The 14,381-nt window shown below is 72.7% G+C and carries 13 protein-coding genes; 5 read left to right on the top strand and 8 right to left on the bottom strand.

Annotated features, from left to right (window positions below; all coding sequences use genetic code 11):
• The first annotated feature begins 54 nt into the window (after window positions 1–54).
• Window positions 55–711: a TetR/AcrR family transcriptional regulator gene (locus ACFFCA_RS06005; protein WP_375482792.1), complete on the top strand. Its 657-nt coding sequence runs from the start codon at window positions 55–57 to the stop codon at window positions 709–711.
• Here ACFFCA_RS06005 and ACFFCA_RS06000 read toward each other — a convergent pair.
• Together ACFFCA_RS06000 and ACFFCA_RS05995 are read right to left on the bottom strand one after the other, a co-directional pair.
• Window positions 635–2,206 carry a PH domain-containing protein gene (locus ACFFCA_RS06000; protein ID WP_375482790.1) on the bottom strand — a complete coding sequence of 524 codons (1,572 nt, stop codon included), beginning with the start codon at window positions 2,204–2,206 and terminating at the stop codon, window positions 635–637. The two genes, ACFFCA_RS06005 and ACFFCA_RS06000, sit on opposite strands and share 77 nt — an antisense overlap.
• Window positions 2,203–2,694 carry a PH domain-containing protein gene (locus ACFFCA_RS05995; protein WP_375482788.1) on the bottom strand — a complete coding sequence of 164 codons (492 nt, stop codon included), beginning with the start codon at window positions 2,692–2,694 and terminating at the stop codon, window positions 2,203–2,205. Before ACFFCA_RS05995 ends, ACFFCA_RS06000 begins: the two co-directional genes overlap by 4 nt.
• A 58-nt stretch (window positions 2,695–2,752) precedes the next feature.
• On the opposite strand from ACFFCA_RS05995, the gene ACFFCA_RS05990 reads away from it, so the two are divergent.
• Window positions 2,753–3,145 carry a DUF2237 family protein gene (locus tag ACFFCA_RS05990; RefSeq protein WP_375482786.1) on the top strand — a complete coding sequence of 131 codons (393 nt, stop codon included), beginning with the start codon at window positions 2,753–2,755 and terminating at the stop codon, window positions 3,143–3,145.
• Between the two features lie 32 nt (window positions 3,146–3,177).
• On the opposite strand, the gene ACFFCA_RS05985 is transcribed toward ACFFCA_RS05990, so the two are convergent.
• From ACFFCA_RS05985 to ACFFCA_RS05965, 5 genes are all read right to left on the bottom strand, one after another.
• The gene (locus tag ACFFCA_RS05985) at window positions 3,178–4,200 is read right to left on the bottom strand and encodes an NADPH:quinone reductase (protein WP_375482784.1); all 1,023 of its coding nucleotides are present in this window, start codon (window positions 4,198–4,200) and stop codon (window positions 3,178–3,180) included.
• Between the two features lie 25 nt (window positions 4,201–4,225).
• Window positions 4,226–4,888 (bottom strand): MBL fold metallo-hydrolase, encoded by a 663-nt coding sequence (locus ACFFCA_RS05980; RefSeq protein WP_375482782.1) that lies wholly within the window; start codon window positions 4,886–4,888, stop codon window positions 4,226–4,228.
• Window positions 4,889–4,917: 29 nt separating this feature from the next.
• Window positions 4,918–6,174, bottom strand: a complete 1,257-nt coding sequence (locus tag ACFFCA_RS05975; RefSeq protein WP_375482780.1) for a DUF4032 domain-containing protein — start codon at window positions 6,172–6,174, stop codon at window positions 4,918–4,920.
• Window positions 6,175–6,224: 50 nt separating this feature from the next.
• Window positions 6,225–7,595, bottom strand: coding sequence for a mycothione reductase (locus ACFFCA_RS05970; RefSeq protein WP_375482778.1), 1,371 nt, complete (start codon window positions 7,593–7,595; stop codon window positions 6,225–6,227).
• A gap of 61 nt (window positions 7,596–7,656) precedes the next feature.
• Window positions 7,657–8,475 carry a serine protein kinase RIO gene (locus ACFFCA_RS05965; RefSeq protein ID WP_375482926.1) on the bottom strand — a complete coding sequence of 273 codons (819 nt, stop codon included), beginning with the start codon at window positions 8,473–8,475 and terminating at the stop codon, window positions 7,657–7,659.
• A 218-nt stretch (window positions 8,476–8,693) separates the two neighbouring features.
• Between ACFFCA_RS05965 and ACFFCA_RS05960 the strand changes: the two genes are divergently transcribed.
• Both ACFFCA_RS05960 and ACFFCA_RS05955 read left to right on the top strand, forming a co-directional pair.
• Window positions 8,694–10,454: a proline--tRNA ligase gene (locus tag ACFFCA_RS05960; protein WP_375482776.1), complete on the top strand. Its 1,761-nt coding sequence runs from the start codon at window positions 8,694–8,696 to the stop codon at window positions 10,452–10,454.
• Window positions 10,451–12,445, top strand: coding sequence for a prolyl oligopeptidase family serine peptidase (locus ACFFCA_RS05955; RefSeq protein ID WP_375482774.1), 1,995 nt, complete (start codon window positions 10,451–10,453; stop codon window positions 12,443–12,445). Before ACFFCA_RS05960 ends, ACFFCA_RS05955 begins: the two co-directional genes overlap by 4 nt.
• On the opposite strand, the gene ACFFCA_RS05950 is transcribed toward ACFFCA_RS05955, so the two are convergent.
• On the bottom strand, window positions 12,351–13,631 hold the full coding sequence (locus tag ACFFCA_RS05950; RefSeq protein ID WP_375482772.1) for an MFS transporter: 1,281 nt from the start codon (window positions 13,629–13,631) through the stop codon (window positions 12,351–12,353). The two genes, ACFFCA_RS05955 and ACFFCA_RS05950, sit on opposite strands and share 95 nt — an antisense overlap.
• Before the next feature lie 68 nt (window positions 13,632–13,699).
• On the opposite strand from ACFFCA_RS05950, the gene ACFFCA_RS05945 reads away from it, so the two are divergent.
• On the top strand, window positions 13,700–14,377 hold the full coding sequence (locus tag ACFFCA_RS05945; RefSeq protein WP_375482770.1) for a uracil-DNA glycosylase: 678 nt from the start codon (window positions 13,700–13,702) through the stop codon (window positions 14,375–14,377).
• The last annotated feature ends 4 nt before the right edge of the window (window positions 14,378–14,381 follow it).

The raw sequence follows: 14,381 nt of genomic DNA, 5'->3' as shown, positions 1-14,381 counted from the left end.
CCGGTTGCCCTCGACCATAGTGTGACAACGAGTGTTGTCAACGTGGAGGTGCGCGTGCCGTCCAGCCGTCCGTACCGTGGGGTATCCGGTGACGAGCGCCACGAGCAGCGGCGCCGCCTACTCGTGGAAGCCGCCCTGGACTGCCTGCACGACGAGGGGCTGGCCGGCGTCAGCGTGCGTTCGGTCTGCGCACGGGCCCGTCTCACGCCGCGTTACTTCTACGAGTGCTTCGCCGACCTCGACGACCTGCTGTCGACGGCGGTGTCCACGGTCACCGACGAGGTCGCCACGTGCGCCGTGACCGCGGCCCGGCGCGCCCCCGACGGCACCGAGGCGCAGGTGCGGGCGGCCATCGACGCCGGCTACGGCGTCGTTGCCAAGGACCCCCGGAAGGCGACGGCCATGCTCGTCGCCGGCGCCGGGCACGAACCGCTGCGCGAACACCGGCACGACCTGGTCAGCGCCTTCGCCGACCTGATCATCGACAGCATCTCGGTGCTGAACGCGTTGGGCCTGGCCGAGCGCCGTCGCGCGCGGGCGACCGCCCTGTTCGTGATGGGCGGGTCGGCGGACGTCATCGAGGCGGTGCTGTCCGGGCGGTTGCGCATGTCCCGGTCGACACTGGTCGACGAGCTCACCGCGCTGTGGCTGGGTGCGTTGGGCGCGCTGACGACGGCGCAGCCAGGAACGGACCGAGCAGTCCGGGGGTGACCCCGTCCGCGAGCGCGACGCCGGTGGGTGTCTCGACGTCGACGACGCGGTAGCTCTGCCGCCCGGCCGCGGTGGTGGCGGTCAGCGTGCTCACGCCGACCCGTCGCTGGAACCAGGTGGCGCGCACCGTCCAGCCGATCACGGCGTGGTCGGCAAGCACCACCCGTCGACGGAGCAACGAGCCGTAGCGCGTGACGAGAGCGCCGTCCACGTGAGCGTGCCCCAGCGACGAGGCGCGGTCGGCCGCGAGCGGCACGGACGCCATCAGCAGGGCCAGCGCGACGGGCACGGCCCAGAACGACCCGCCGGTACGCCACCCCACCGCTGCGGCGACGACCAGAACGACGCCGCCACCGAGCGCGCGGGCGTAACGACGACGGGTCGCTGCCCGCCCGTGCGGGTGCAGCGTGGCCGTGACCGCACTGCCGGTGACCCCCGTCCCGGTGGCCTCTGCCCCGGTGGCCAGCACCTGCCCGGCCACCGACCGGGACGCGGACACGGGAGCCGGCGGCAGCAACACCTCGCCGCCCTTCTCGGCGCCGCGTCCGACCCGTAGCCCGGTCGCCACGCTCAGCGTGCGTGCGCCGCCCACGGCACGCAGCGACAGGGGACGGGAGATCTCCACACCGACCAGCCGCCGTCGTTCGATGCTGGTCGCCCGGGTGGTGAGCAGGCCCCGCGTGACCTGCAGGGTCCCGTCCTCGTGGCGCATCAGGCGGAAGTTCCAGAAGGCCAGCAGGTAGCCGACCACCGACGTCACCGCGACGAAGACCACGACCGCGGCGATCACCATCAGGACGGCCAGCGCGGTGGGCAGCGTGTCGAGGCCGTGGCCGACGGAGCGCAGTGGCCCCGAGTGCAGGAGGTCGACGCCGGACTCGCCCTGCACCCGCCACACGAACCCCCAGACCACGAGGCCGGTGACCACGCCGGACAGCGTGAACGGGGCGAGCACGATCCAGCGGTGGTGCAGGCGCGCGAGCTCCGTCGCGGCGGCCTCGCCGACCGGATGGGCGGGAGCCGTGGCGCTGCGGTGCAGCAACTCCCGCCTGAGCGCCTCGGCCGCGCCCACGGTCAGCCCGTCGAGCACGATCCGTGCCTCGTTCTTGCGGTCGGAGGTGCCGGTGCCCACCACCACCCGGGACAGTCCGAGCGCACGGTGCAGCACGTGGGCGGTGACGTCGACGGTGCGGATGCGGTCGCGGCGGGTGGCGACCGTGCGTCGTCGGAGCAGCCCGTGGCGCAGCTGCACCTGCTCGTCGGTGACGAGCAGCCGGGTGGTGAACCACCGGGTGACCGACAGCGCGACGACTCCGACGGCGACGAGCAGGCTGGTGATCAGGCCGTGACCGCCGGCGTGCCCGGCGAAGAACACCCCCGCCAGCGCGGGGAGGGCCCGCGTCAGCTCGGTGACGGGGTGGATCAGCAGCATGCGCGGGCTCAGCCGGTGCCAGGTCGCGGTGGATGCCCCGGCCGCGGTGGGCGGTGCCGTCACGTGCCGTCGCCGGCCGTGGCCTGGGCGCGTTCGGTGAGCCACTGCACGATGTGTTCGGCCACCGGCCCGTCCAGCGCGTGGATCTTGATCGGACCCTTCGCCGACGCGGTGGTCACGGTGACGTCGGCCAGGCCGAACAGCTGCTCGAGCGGGCCGCGCCGGGTGTCGACGGTCTGCACCCGGGCGAGGGGGGCGATGCGTCGTTCCTGGGTGAACCAGCCCGACTGGGTGTAGGCCGCGGTGTCGGTGATCTCCCAGCGGTGGACCCGGAAGCGCCACTGCGGCATGACGAGCACGTGCGTCAGAGCCGCCACCCCGGTGGCCACGGCAACGGGCACGACGGCCTGCGCGGACGCGTCCGAGGCCAGCAGGACGAGCACCTCGACGGCGACGACCGCGAACCAGCCGAGGGTCGCCCGCACCGTCCAGTACCCGCGCGCCCGCCGGCTCACCAGGTGCGCCGGGTCACGCAGCTCGAGGACGGACACCGCCTCATCGTGTCACCGCTCCCGCCGGCCCCGCCGGTGCGCCGTGCCAGACTGCGGTGTGCCCCTCGACCGCAACGTCCTCGGTGCCGAGCTCGAGGAGTGTGGCACCGACCCACTGACCGGGTTCTACCGCGACGGCTGTTGCACCAGCGGCCCCGAGGACGTCGGCAACCACACCGTCTGTGCCGTGGTCACGGCCGAGTTCCTCGCCCATCAGCAGCGCGTCGGGAACGACCTGTCCACCCCGCGCCCGGAGTTCCGCTTTCCCGGCTTGCGTCCCGGCGATCGGTGGTGCGTCGTGGCCCTGCGGTGGTTGCAGGCGCACGAGGACGGGGTCGCGCCGCCGGTCGTACTGGCGGCGACGAACGCCCGCGTCCTGCAGATCGTGCCGCTCGACGTGCTGCGCGGCTACGCCGTCGACGTGCCCGCCGACCCCGGTTCGCTGGAGTGAGACCGGGTCTGTCCTGAAGACGGGGCCCCGGGTCAGTCGGTGACGTCGATGAGCACCTTGCCGACGGCGCCGCGTTCCACGGCGGCGTGCGCCTCGGCGGTCCGCTCCAGCGGGAAGTGGTGCAGCGGCAGGCCGGCGTCGTCGCCGACGCGCACGGCACCGTCGAGAACGGCGGCCGTGACGTCCTCGGTGGCCTCGGCCTTGGCCGCGGCCGGCGCCGTGTAGACGAGCACGAACTGCCAGCGCGCGTTGGTCTGCATGTTGGGGCGGATCGGCAGCGTGGCCTCGTCACCACCGTCGTTGGCGTACATCGCGACGCTGCCGCCGACGGCCAGCACCTGGGCGTCGATCGCGGCGTTGCGCGTCGGCGACACCTCCACGATCGAGCGCACGCCGTGCGGGGCGATGCGGCGCACCTCGGCGGCGACGTCCTGGCTGGTGTAGTCGATGACGTGGTCGGCGCCGGCGGCCGCGGCGAGCTGGGCCTTGAACGGGCTGCTGACCGTGGTGATCACGGTGGCGTCCGACCAGCGGGCCAGCTGGATGGCCGCGTTGCCGACCGCGCCCGCGCCGCCCTGCACGAGGACGACCTGGCGGTCGAGGGTGCCCGGCCCGAGCCGGCGCGGACCGTCCTCGGCCACGGTGAGGCAGCGATGTGCCGTGATGAAGGGGACGCCGAGACCGGCGCCCAGGTCGAAGGAGGCCGAGTCGGGCAGCGTCACGAGGCGGGTGCGGTGGACGAGGGTGTACTCGGCCGCGGTCCCCCAGGGGCGTTGGTACGCCGACTCCCACAGCCAGACCCGCAGCCCGACGAGCCCGGCCTCGACGCCCGCCCCGACGGCGTCGACCACCCCCGACCCGTCCTGGTTCGGCGTCTGCGGCGGGGCGACGGGCGTGCCCGGTCCGGTACCACTGCGTGACTTCCAGTCGGTCGGGTTCACCCCGGAGCGGTGGACCCGCACCCGAACCTCACCCGGACCCGGGTCGGGCACGGGGCGTTCCTCGAGGGTCAGGACGGACGGGTCACCGGTCTCGGTGTAGCTGACTGCACGCATGCGGTGGGTCTACCCATTGCTCGGGTCACCAGCCGCGAGCGCGCCACTCCGCCAGATGCGGGCGCTCGGCACCGAGGGTCGAGTCGTCGCCGTGGCCGGGATAGAACCAGGTGTCGTCGGGCAGGGTGTCGAACACCCGCGCCTCGACGTCGTCGATCAGCGAGGTGAAGTCCGTGGTCGACGTCGTCCTCCCGACCCCGCCCGGGAACAACGAGTCGCCGGTGAACAGGTGCGGCGTGCCCTCCGGGTCGCGGTAGAGCACGGCGACGGAGCCCGGCGTGTGGCCGCGCAGCGCGATGATCTCGAGGCTGAGGTCGCCGAGGGTGACCTCGTCGCCGTGCACGAGGCGCTCGTCGACGGCCACGGGCAGTTCGTCGGCGTCCTCGTCGCCGGCGTAGATCGCCGCGCCGGCCGCCTCGGCCGTCTCGGCCAGGGCCTGCCAGTGGTCGGCGTGGCGGTGCGTGGTGAGGATCGCCGACACGGGCGGGCCCTCGAAGGCGACCAGGTCGCGCAGCCGGTCGGCCTCGTTCGCGGCGTCGACGAGCAGGCCCTCGTCGGTCTGCGTGCAGCGCAGCAGGTAGGCGTTGTTCGACATCGGCCCGACCGCGACCTTGGTGATCGTCAGCCCGGGCAGGCGCCGCACGTCCATGTCGCCGCCGACCGTGACCGCACCCGTGTACTCGCTCATCCCCGCAATCTATCGGCGCAGGGCGGGGCTCACTCGAAGATGGGGGTGAACTCCTGGGTGGGCGGCCCCTGCGAGAAGTCGACGCGGGTGTCCGGCAGGTCCTTGAGCACCGAGTCCACGTAGGACCGCACGGCCGCCGAACGTCCGACGTCCTCGCCCTGGGCCTCGGACAGCAGCCACCGGTGCTCGTTGATCTCGTGGAACAACTCCGCGTCGGGCAGCTTGACCCGCAGGTCGGACGGGACGAGGCCGAGCGTGCCGTAGAACTTCTCGGTCATCCACCGGCGGGCGGCGTCCGCGTCGTCGACGGTGACGCCCGACCCGGACTCCCACTTGGCCTTGAACCGCGCGAGGTCGCCGAGCAGGGCGCGGGCCTGGTTCTCCTGCACACGCAGCCCGGTGAGGGCGAACAGCCGCCGCTGGTGGTGGCCGGGCTCGACGACTTGCGGGTCGACGTGCAGCCGCAACCCGTCGGGCCCGGTCTTCACCGACATCTCGCCGATGTCGAAGCCGAGCTTGTTCAGCCGGCGCAGCTGGGCGTTGATGCGGTAGTTCTCACCGGTGGGGACGACGACGTCGTGCGTCAGCTCGTCCCACAACCCGCCGTAGCGCACCGAGAGCGTCTGCGCCTGCTCGATGACGTCGGCGCGCGGGTCGAGCAGCCCGGCGGCCTGCAGGTCGAACATCTCCCCGGCGATGTTCTCCATCGCGATGTCGAGGTCGTGCCGGCGCTGGCCGTTCGACAGCGTGGTGTGCAGCTCACCGGTCTCGGCGTCGACCAGGTAGGCGGCCAGCGCGCCGGCGTCCCGCCGGAACAGGGTGTTGGACAGCGAGCAGTCGCCCCAGTAGAAGCCCGCGAGATGCAGCTGCACGAACAGCGCGGCCAGCGCGTCGAGCAGGCGGTTGCGCAGCTCGGGCAGCCCGCGTCCGGTGAACAGCGAGCGGTACGGCTGCGAGAACTGCAGGTGCCGGGTGAACAGCAGGCCGCCGAGCTCCTCGCCCGCGTCGTCGACCCGCTCGACGACGGTCCCGAAGGCCTCGACGACCGGCACCGAACGCTCGGCGAGACCGCGCAGCAGGCCGTGCTCGCGCAGCACGTAGCGGTCCGTCGCCTCCTTGACGGCCAGCACCTCGCCCTCGACCTCGACGAAGCGCACGACGTGACGGGACATGCCGCGCGGGACGTTGACCAGGATCTCGTCGGGCCACTCGGCCAGGGGCGTCGTCAAGGGCAGCTCGAGCACAGCGGTGTTCGACCCGAGCGCGGTCAGTCGGAAGCTGCCCACGTCGGTCAGTCTAGGAGCATCCGACGGCCGTCACGGGCCGTCGGCCGAATTCAGGGCAGGTCGAGCGCGAGCAGGGCGTTCTCGACCACCTCGGTCAGGGCCGGATGGATCCAGTACTGGCCGCGGGCCATCTCCTTGACGCCGAGGCCGAACGACATGGCCTGGATCAGGGGTTGGATCAGCGTCGAGGCCTGCTCGCCCATCAGGTGGGCGCCGATCAGGTGCCCGGTGGTCGGGTCGGCGAGCAGCTTGCAGACGCTGGTGGTGTCCTCCATCGCCCACCCGTACGCCGTGCTGCCGTACTCCTGGGTCACACTCACGTACGGGCGCCCGGACCGCTGCGCGGCCTCCTCGCTCAACCCGACCGTCGCGAGCTGCGGGTGGGTGAAGACGGCGGCCGGCACGAAACGGTGGTCGGACTCGACCAGCTCGCCGGGATGCGCCAGGTTGTGGGCGACGACGCGCGCCTCGTGGTTGGCGACGTGCTTGAGCTGGTGCTCGGTGCTGACGTCGCCCAACGCCCAGACGCCGTCGGCAGTGGTGCGCTGGAAGGCGTCGACGGCGACCCGGCCGTCGGGGTGCACCTCGACGCCCGCGTGCTGCAGCCCGAGCCGGTCGGAGTTGGGGATGCGGCCGGTCGCGACGAGCAACGTGTCGGCCTCGACGCGGCTGCCGTCCGCGAGCTCGACGTGGACGCCGCCGGACTCCGACCGGGTGACGGCGACCAGGTGGGTGTCCTCGCGTAGGTGCCACCTCTCGCGGACGAGGTCGGCGAAGCGGTCGGCGATCTCGTGATCCTTGCGCCGCAGCAGGCCGGACCGGGCCAGCACCGTGACGTGCGTACCGAAGGCCGAGAAGATGTGCGCGAACTCGGCCGCGATGTAGCCGCCACCGACGATGATCATGGACCTCGGCAGGTCCGGCAGCCGCATGACGGTGTCCGAGGTGTGGAACGGCACGCCCGACTCGGTGATCAGCGACGGCACGACGGCACGCGACCCGGCAGCCAGCACGACGTGCTCGGCCGTCAGCTCCTCGCCCGTGCCCAGCCGCAGCGTGCGCGGACCGGTGAACTCGGCGTGCGTCTCGTACAGCGTGACGTTCGCCGAACCCGAGCGGCGGTACTCGCGACCGCCGGCCGAGATGGGGTCGATGCGGCCGAAGATGCGGTCGCGGATCGCCGGCCAGTCGGGCGCGAGGTCGCCCGGCTTGAGTCCGAGCCGTTCGGGGTGGGCGGCGTTCTCGGCCAGGTCCGCGGGGTAGACGAACATCTTGGTCGGGATGCAGCCCACGTTCAGGCAGGTGCCGCCGAAGTAGGTGGTGTTCTCCTCGACGAGCGCGATGTCCCAGTCGTCGAACTCGGGCCCGACCAGCGAGTTGCCCGAGCCCGAGCCGATGATGACGAGGTCGTGGTGCGGCATACGTCGAACCTACCGACCGGTACGCGCCCGCACCCGCTCACCACCGCACTCACCACCCCGTTCACCACCGCGCGACGGCCTCGGCCATGAGGTCGCCGAACAGCAGGTCGCAGTCTGCGCCGTCAAGGCCACGGGCGGCGAACCACCGGCACACCGTCCGGCAGTCGCGTTCCAGGTAGGTCGGACCCTGCGGGTTGGCGACGAGATCGACGATCTGCGGGACGTCGATCAGCACCAGCCGGTCACCGTCCACCAGGATGTTGTACGGCGACAGGTCGCCGTGCGCGAAGCCGGCACGGGCCAGGACGACGAGGGCGTCGACGAGCTGGTCCCAGAGCCGGCGCAAGCGGTCCGGCGACGGCCGGCACTGCGCCAGCCGGGGTGCTGCCGTGCCGTCCGGGTCGCCGATGAACTCCATCATCAGCTCGGTGTCGAGGCACTGGACGGGGTAGGGGACCGGCGCGCCCAGGCGCCAGAGGCGGTCCAGCGCCTCGAACTCGGCGAAGGTCCAGCGGCCGGCCAGCAGCTGCCGCCCGTAGCCGGTGCGGCCCTCCATGGCCCGCACGTCACGGGTCCGGCGGGTCGAGCGGCCCTCCTGGTAGCCGGCGTCGCGGTGGAACATGCGGTGCTCGGCGGTGCGGTAGCGCTTGGCCGCGAGCAGGCACTCGGGCCCGTCCGGCAGGGCCCGGCTGACGAGGTGGACGTCGGCCTCCTTGCCGGTCTTGAGCACCCCGAGGTCGGTGTCCAGGGCATTGCGGTCGCACACCAGCCACTCGGGTTCCGGTTCCGGGCCGTGGCGGGCGACGTCGTAGGTGGAGTACTGCGGTTCGGTCCAGTCGAGGCGTTCGGGCTCGTCGAGCAGGTGGTCGATGCGGCGGATGCGCACGTCGGGTCTCCAGGGCGGGAAGCGCCGCCCGGGGGTGCCGGGTCAGCGCGGGGATGGGCGGGTGAGAACGGCGCACACCCGGACGACAGTGATCGACATGGGGGCACCTCCGGTTCTCTCCGCGACCGCACCTGTGCGGGACGTCCCGGTCAGCGTGACGACCGGTCGGCAGCGGCGCAACCGGGTTTTCGCGCACCACTAGCCTGAAGGCCGTGCTGCGACTGTCGACCCTGTTCCTGCGGACCCTGCGTGACGACCCGGCCGACGCCGAGGTGCCGAGTCACAAGCTGCTCGTGCGTGCCGGCTACGTGCGGCGGGTGGCGCCGGGCATGTACTCGTGGCTGCCGCTGGGCCTGGCCGTGCTGGCGAACGTCGAGCGCGTCGTGCGCGAGGAGATGCAGGCGATCGGGTCGCAGGAGGTGCACTTCCCGGCGCTGATCCCGCGCGAGATCTTCGAGGTCAGCGGGCGCTGGTCGGACTACGGCGATCTGCTGTTCCGCCTGCAGGACCGCAAGGACGCCGACTACCTGCTGGCACCGACGCACGAGGAGCTGTTCACGCTGCTCGTCAAGGGCGAGTACTCGTCGTACAAGGACTATCCGCTGTCGCTGTTCCAGATCCAGACGAAGTACCGCGACGAGGCCCGCCCCCGCGCCGGCATCCTGCGCGGCCGCGAATTCGTCATGAAGGACTCCTACTCCTTCGACCTCACCGACGCCGGGCTCGAGACGTCCTACAAGGCGCACCGCGACGCCTACGAGCGGATCTTCACCCGTCTCGGCTTCGACTACCGGATCGTGTTCGCGGTGTCCGGGGCCATGGGTGGTTCGGCGTCCGAGGAGTTCCTCGCCCCCGCCGCGTCCGGCGAGGACACCTTCGTCCAGTGCACGAACTGCGACTACGCCGCCAACACCGAGGCCGTCGAGATCGCCCTCCCGCCGCAGCCGGCACGCGGCACGGACGCGGCGGAGCACCCCGCGGAGCAGGTGCTGGACACCCCGGACACCCCCACCATCGACACCTTGGTCACCCGGCTGAACGAGCTGGGCCTGCGCGACGAGCCGTTCGCGGCGTCGGACACGCTCAAGAACGTCGTCCTGCGCACCCAGGCACCGGGCACGCACGACTGGGAGCTGCTCGTCGTCGGCGTGCCCGGCGACCGGGACGTCGACCTCAAGCGCCTGGGCGGCCAGCTGGAGCCGACCATCGTCGAGCAGGCCGGCCCGGACGACCTCGCCACGCAGCCCGGGCTCGTCAAGGGCTACATCGGCCCGCAGGTACTGGCCGACCTCAAGGTGCGCTACCTGGTCGACCCGCTGGTCGTGCCGGGCAGCGCCTGGGTCACCGGCGCGAACACCGACGGCAAGCACGCGGCCTTCGTCGTGCGCGGGCGTGACTTCGAACCCGACGGCGAGATCGGCGCGGTCGAGATCCGCGACGGCGACCACTGCGTCCGGTGCGGCCACGAGCTGCGGCTGGCCCGCGGCATCGAGCTCGGCCACGTGTTCCAGCTGGGCCGCAAGTACGCCGAGACCTTCGGGCTCACCGCCCTGGACCAGAACGGCAAGCCCGTGACGGTGACGATGGGTTCCTACGGGGTCGGGGTCACCCGGGCCGTCGCCGCCCTCGCCGAGCAGACCTACGACGACAAGGGCCTGTGTTGGCCCAAGGGCATCGGCCCGGCCGACGTCCACCTCGTCGCCACCGGCAAGGACGACACCGTGTTCGACGCCGCCGAGACCCTGGCCGCCGAGCTCGAGTCGGCCGGGCTGCGCGTCATGTACGACGACCGCCGCGGCGTGTCGCCGGGCGTGAAGTTCAAGGACGCCGAGCTCATCGGCGTGCCGGTCATCGCGATCGTCGGCAAGGGCCTGGTCGACGGCGTCATCGAGGTGCGCGACCGGCGCAGCGACGAGCGCGACCAGGTCGCCGTCGACGCGGCCGCAGACGCGATCGTGGCCCTCGCCCGATGAGCCCTCGCCCGACGAGCGAGGACGTCGACCCGGCTGTGACCACGGCGCCCTACGGGTCGTGGGTCTCACCCATCACCGCGGCCGACTACGCCGCCGGTTCCCACCCGGTCGCCGGCGGTACGTTCGTCGGCGACGACGTGTGGTGGCTCGAGCTGCGGCCCGCCGAGGGCGGTCGCTACGCGGTGCGCCGCGCGGGCGCCGACGGGTCACCCGAGGACCTGCTGCCCGCCCCGTGGAACGCGCGCACCCGGGTGCACGAGTACGGCGGCGGCGCGTGGACGACGGCCGCGGGCGCGCTGGTGTTCGCCGAGTTCTCCGACCAGCGCCTGTACCGGCTCGCGCCGGGCGCGCAGCCGACGCCGTTGACACCCGAGCCGGCGGTGCCCGGCGGTGCGCGGTACGCCGAGCTGCAGGTCGTCGGCGACGAGGTCTGGTGCGTCCGCGAGACCCACGACGCGCACGGCGGCATCGTCCGCGATCTCGCCGCCGTCCCGCTGGACGGTTCTGCGGTGTCCGACCCCGCCGCGGTGCGCAGCGTTGTCGGCGGGTCGCACTTCCTGGCCGGGGCGCGGGTCTCGCCGGACGGGAGCCGGCTGGCCTGGATCGCCTGGGAGCACCCGCAGATGCCGTGGGACGGCACCGAGCTGCGCGTGGCCGATCTCGTCGACGGGGTCGCCCGCGACGCCCGCACCCTGCTCGGCTCGACCACCGAGTCGGTGCTGCAACCCGAATGGGCCGACGACGGCGCCGTCTACGTCATCAGCGACCGCAGCGGTTTCTGGAACCTGTACCGGGTCGGCGTCGACAGCGGTGCCGTCGAGCCGCTGCACCCGGTCGAGGCCGACCTCGGCGGGTCGCTCTGGATGCTGGGAATGCGCTGGTACGCCCCGCTCGACGACGGGCGGCTGCTCACGGTGCGCAGCTTCGGCGTGGACACGCTGGCCGTGCTCGACCCGGCCTCGGGGGAGCTCACCGACATCGACCTGCCCGGACACTCTTCGGTGTCCCTCGGTGGGCGGCGCGGTGACCAGGTGCTGCTGTCGACCGGCGGCGCCAGAGTGAGCAGCGGCTTGCGGCGGCTCGACCTCACCGCGTCACCGCACACCGGTGCGCAGCTCACCGACGTCCGGCTCGGCGCCGACGACCTGCCCGACGTCCGCTACTTCCCGGACGCGCAGCTCATGACGTTCACCGGCCCCCAGGGGCGCGACGTCCACACGATCGTCTACCCGCCGCACAACCCCGACTTCGCCGCGCCGGCGGGGGAGCACCCGCCGTTCGTAGCGTTCGTCCACGGCGGCCCGACGGGTCGGGTCGTGCCCGCCATGAGTGTCCTCACCGCCTACTTCACCAGCCGCGGCATCGGGGTCGTCGACGTCAACTACGGCGGCTCGACCGGCTACGGGCGTGAGTACCGCAACCGCCTCCGCGGCCAGTGGGGCGTCGTCGACGTCGAGGACACCGTGGCCGCCGTGCTGGGGCTGGCCGACGCCGGCATCGCCGACCGCGACCGGCTGGCCATCGAGGGCGGCTCGGCCGGGGGCTGGACGGTGCTGTCGGCGCTGACCACCTCGGACGTGTTCGCTTGCGGGACGTCGTTCTTCGGGGTGGCCGAGCTGGTGCGCTTCGTCTCGGACACCCACGACTTCGAGTCGCGCTACCTCGACGGGCTCGTCGGCCCGCTCCCCGAGGCGCGCGAGCTGTACGACACCCGGGCGCCCCTGAACAACGTCGCCGGGCTGTCCTGCCCGGTGCTGCTGCTCCAGGGCCTCGACGACCCGATCGTCCCGCCGTCGCAGGCCGAGCTGTTCCGCGACGCGCTGGTGGCCAAGGGCATCCCGCACGCCTACCGCGCCTACGAGGGCGAGTCGCACGGGTTCCGCAAGCGCGAGACGATCATCGACTCGCGGGAGGCCGAACTGTCCTTCTACGGTCAGATCCTCGGCTTCGACCCGCCGGGGATCCCGCGCCTCGAACTGTGGCGTCCCTAGGGTCGACGGAAGACGTGTCACGGAGACCGGCCGCCACGATCGCACCCGCGACGTAGCAGCCGCCGACCGCGGCCACCGTGGCCGGCCACCCGCCGCTCGTCCAGGCCAGCCCGATGACCGTGCCGCCGATGCTCGACCCGAGGTAGTAGGCGAGCAGGTACAGCGCCGAGGCGTGCGACTTGTTCACGACGGCCCGTCCGGCGATCCAGCCGCTGGCCACCGAGTGCGCGCCGAAGAAGCCGGTCGTGAACACGACGAGGCCGACGAGCACGGCGACCAGGTCGTCGGCCAGGGTCACGAGCAGACCCGCCAGGGCCACCGCGGTCGACGCCAGCAGAACGGTCCGGCGGCCGTGGCGGGCCGCGATCCGGGCCGCGAGCGTCGAGCTGACGGTGCCGGACAGGTAGGCGAGGAAGACCAACCCGATGACCGACGTCGACAGGTCGAACGGCGCGTCGGCCAGCCGGAAGGTCAGGTAGTTGTAGGTGGCGACGAACCCACCCATCAGCAGGAACGCGACGAGGCAGAGCCGGACGATGCCGGGGTCCAACAGATGCACGACGATGCCGTGCACGGGACGCACCTTCGGAGGGCGCTGCCGGGTCGGCGGCACCAGCCGGGCGAAGACCAGGGTGCACACGGCGCCGACCGCGGCCAGGACGACCAGGCTGATCCGCCAGCCACCCAGCTCGTCCACGCCCGCGGGGACCAACCGTCCGAGCAGACCGCCGACGGTCGTTCCCGAGACGTACACGCCGATCGCGGCGCCGGAGGCGTCGGCGTCGACCTCCGCGCCCAGGTGGCCCATCGCGACCGCGACCACCCCGGCGAGCGCCAGGCCGTCGACCGCGCGGGCGGCCAGCAGCATCCAGAGCTGGGGTGCGGCGGACCCGGCGAGGACCGACAGGCAGGCCACGGCGAGCGCGACGGTCATCACCCGCGTGCGGCCCACCCGCTCGGCGCAGGCCGACATCGGCAGGACGGTGAGCGCCAGCGTCCCCGTGGTCACGGCCACGGTCAGGCTGGCGGCCGTCGCGCCGACCCCGTAGGTCCTGCCGATGTCCGGCAAGAGGGCCTGCGTGGCGTAGAGCAGGGCGAAGGCGGCGAGGCCGGCGCACACCATCGCCACCTGGACACGACGCAGCTCCGGGGTGCCGGCAGCGATCCGGGGCGGGGCGACGGTCACTCGTCGACGGTAGAGCGGGCCGACCGGGGGCCGCCGCCGACGGTCGGGGCACTGGCTAGGTTCGGCACATGACGCCGCGCGCCCTGAGCGAGATCCTCGACCCGGGTTGGGCGGTCGCGCTCGAGCCGGTCGCCGACCGCATCGCGGCCATGGGGCAGTTCCTGCGCGACGAGGTCGCGGCCGGTCGCCGCTACCTGCCGGCCGGCGAGAACGTGCTGCGGGCCTTCACGCAGCCCTTCGACGACGTCCGGGTGCTGATCGTCGGCCAGGACCCGTACCCGACACCGGGGCACCCCATCGGGCTGTCGTTCGCCGTCGAGCGCGACGTCCGGCCGATCCCGCGCAGCCTGACCAACATCTATCGCGAGCTGCGCTCCGACCTCGGCGTCGAGCCGCCCGTGCACGGCGACCTGACGTCCTGGACGCAGCACGGGGTGCTGCTGCTGAACCGGTGCCTCACCGTCGCGCCCGGGGCGTCCGCGTCGCACCGCGGCAAGGGCTGGGAGGCCGTCACCGACCAGGCGATCCGGGCGCTGGTGGCGCGGGACCGTCCGCTCGTCGCCATCCTGTGGGGCAAGGACGCGCAGACCCTGCGACCGCTGCTGGGCGATACCCCGCGTGTCGAGTCGGTGCACCCGAGCCCGATGTCCGCCGACCGGGGCTTCTTCGGCTCGAAACCCTTTTCGCGGGCGAACGCGTCCCTGGTCGAGCGGGGCGCCGAACCGGTCGACTGGACCCTCGCCTGACGCC

This window comes from uncultured Jatrophihabitans sp. (assembly GCF_964252635.1).
Taxonomy (GTDB): domain Bacteria; phylum Actinomycetota; class Actinomycetes; order Mycobacteriales; family Jatrophihabitantaceae; genus Jatrophihabitans.
Note: the sequence above shows the minus strand (reverse complement) of the source record. Positions and strands in the feature narration are given on the sequence as shown.

Coding starts and splice junctions, on each gene's coding strand:
- ACFFCA_RS05985 (WP_375482784.1), bottom strand. CDS start 4,200: ATGCGTGCAGTCAGCTACACCGAGACCGGTGACCCGTCCGTCCTGACC.
- ACFFCA_RS05980 (WP_375482782.1), bottom strand. CDS start 4,888: ATGAGCGAGTACACGGGTGCGGTCACGGTCGGCGGCGACATGGACGTG.
- ACFFCA_RS05970 (WP_375482778.1), bottom strand. CDS start 7,595: ATGCCGCACCACGACCTCGTCATCATCGGCTCGGGCTCGGGCAACTCG.
- ACFFCA_RS05955 (WP_375482774.1), top strand. CDS start 10,451: ATGAGCCCTCGCCCGACGAGCGAGGACGTCGACCCGGCTGTGACCACG.
- ACFFCA_RS05945 (WP_375482770.1), top strand. CDS start 13,700: ATGACGCCGCGCGCCCTGAGCGAGATCCTCGACCCGGGTTGGGCGGTC.